The 1,976-nt window shown below is 72.0% G+C and carries 3 protein-coding genes; all 3 read left to right on the plus strand.

All coding sequences use genetic code 11. The annotated features are described in order from the left end of the window. On the plus strand, window positions 1-473 hold a 473-nt coding region (locus AB4Y86_RS17720), incomplete at its 5' end, for an FAD-dependent oxidoreductase (protein ID WP_441403468.1). A gap of 71 nt (window positions 474-544) precedes the next feature. After that, on the plus strand, window positions 545-1,567 hold the full coding sequence (locus AB4Y86_RS17725; RefSeq protein ID WP_441403469.1) for a hypothetical protein: 1,023 nt from the start codon (window positions 545-547) through the stop codon (window positions 1,565-1,567). Window positions 1,568-1,576: 9 nt separating this feature from the next. Then, window positions 1,577-1,976 (plus strand): peptide deformylase (locus AB4Y86_RS17730; protein WP_441403470.1); only part of this gene is annotated, 400 nt, incomplete at its 3' end.

Here is a 1,976-nt window from a genome sequence, read left to right on the forward strand (position 1 = left end):
GGCTGGGCCCTGCCGGGGCTGCGCCGGACGCCGCGTGGCTGGCCCGGGAAGTCCGGCGGCGGACCGGCGTCGGCGTGGACGCGGGGAGCAACACCATGCTCAGCGGTTTCGGCGTGCGTTCCGGTCTGGTCCGCCGGATGGTCACCGGACGCGGCATCCTGATCGGCGACGCGGCACACGAGATCAGCCCGATTGGTGGCCAGGGCATGAACCTGGGCTGGCTCGACGCACTGGCACTGGCACCGCTGGTGCCGGCAGCCGTGGCCGGCAGCAGCGCCGGCAGCAGCCTTGCGGTGTTCGAGCGGAACCGGAGGCGGCAGGCGGTCCGGGCCGTGCGGCAGTCGGAGATCAACATGGCGCTGGGCCGGCCGCTGCGGGGTGGGCTGCTGGCAGCGCGCGACGGCGCCGTCGCCGCGGTCGCCGCCGTTCCAGCCGCCAACCGGATGGTGGCCCGCCGCTTCACCATGCAGTAGCCGCAGCGGCAGCGGACGGTGAACGCATGCCGGCCGTACCGACGGCCGGTACCGCGGCCTACACTGGCCGCATGGGCAGCCTTCCCCCGACCCTCCGCTGGTCCGCCGTGGTGCTGGCCGTGCTCGCGTCCGTCTCGTGCAGCGCAGCGCCCGGCAGTGTCACTTCAGGCGCCGTCACGTCTGGCGCCGTCACTGGGGGCGCCGCCGCCCCGGGCATCACGGCCAGCGGCAGCGGATCGCCGTCTGCGTCGGCCGGGCCCGGTCCCCTGACCGCGGAGATCAACCAGTTCCGCGACAACTACAGCAAGCAGATCATCGAGATCCAGCTGACCAATACCGGCAGCGAACCCGTCACCGTGCTCGCGGCCGGGCTGAAGAGCCCGCTATTTGCTGCCGGCATCAACTGGACGTCGGCGGCAGCCGGAACGGAACTGCCGCCTGGCCAGACCAAGAGCCTGCCCGCCCAGCTCCCTGCCGCGTCCTGCGGTCAGGCCACGCAGTCCGGTCAGGCCACGCAGTCCAGCCAGGCCCCGCAGTCCAGCCAGGCGGCGCCACCGGCCGCCGTCGTCGAGGTCCGGCTCGCATCCGCCGGGGCCACGGGCATCCCGGTCACGGCGGCCGCGGTGGACCCCTTCGGTGTCCTGGCCCGGAACAATGCCGAACTGTGTGTGGCCCAGGCCGCCGCCGCGGTCGCCGACATCCGGCTCAGCCCGGACCTCGAACTCGCACCGGGCGGCCGGACCGCCGTCGTGCGGCTCCTGGTCACCCCGCGGAACCCGTYGGGCGGCGCTGCCGGGGCAGACGGGACCCTGACCATCAACAGTGTCGGCGGGACTACGCTGCTGGAAGAGGATCCGGGCGTTCCCTGGCCCAGCGGGGTGCGCGTCGACGCCACCGGACCGGGGCGGGAGCTGCGGCTGGGCATCCGCCCGGCACGTTGCGACGCGCACGCCGTCGCGGACGACAAAGTAGGAACGCTGCTGCCGGTGCGGGTGACGGTCGCCGGCCGGGACGGAGAACTCAAGATTGATGCCGGCGCTCAACTGCGCGGACGCATTTACGATTTCGTCACTTCCGCATGCGGACACCAGTAGTCTGTTTCCATGTCCCCAGACACCAGGAACTCCACTGGCCACAACGCCCCCACCGCGGATGTCAGCGCCGAGCGCATCCAGGAAATTGTTGACCAGGTCCTGAACGCCGGGGTGTTGCCGCCCATCGTTCAAGTGGGCCACCCGGTGCTCCGCCAGCAGGCGGTCCCGTTCACGGGCCAGCTCGACGACGACGAGCTGGGCCGGCTGATCGACCTGCTGCGCCGGGTCATGCACAAGGCGCCGGGTGTCGGCCTCGCTGCACCCCAGATCGGCATCCCCCTGCAACTGGCCGTCCTGGAAGACCGGTTCGACGTCGACGCCGAAGTCGCGGCGGTCCGTGGCCGGGAAGCCTTGCCGTTCTTCGCCATGCTTAACCCGCGCTATGAGCCGCTGGGCACGGCGCAGAAGG

Source organism: Arthrobacter sp. 2YAF22_2 (genome assembly GCF_052114645.1).
Lineage (GTDB): Bacteria > Actinomycetota > Actinomycetes > Actinomycetales > Micrococcaceae > Arthrobacter.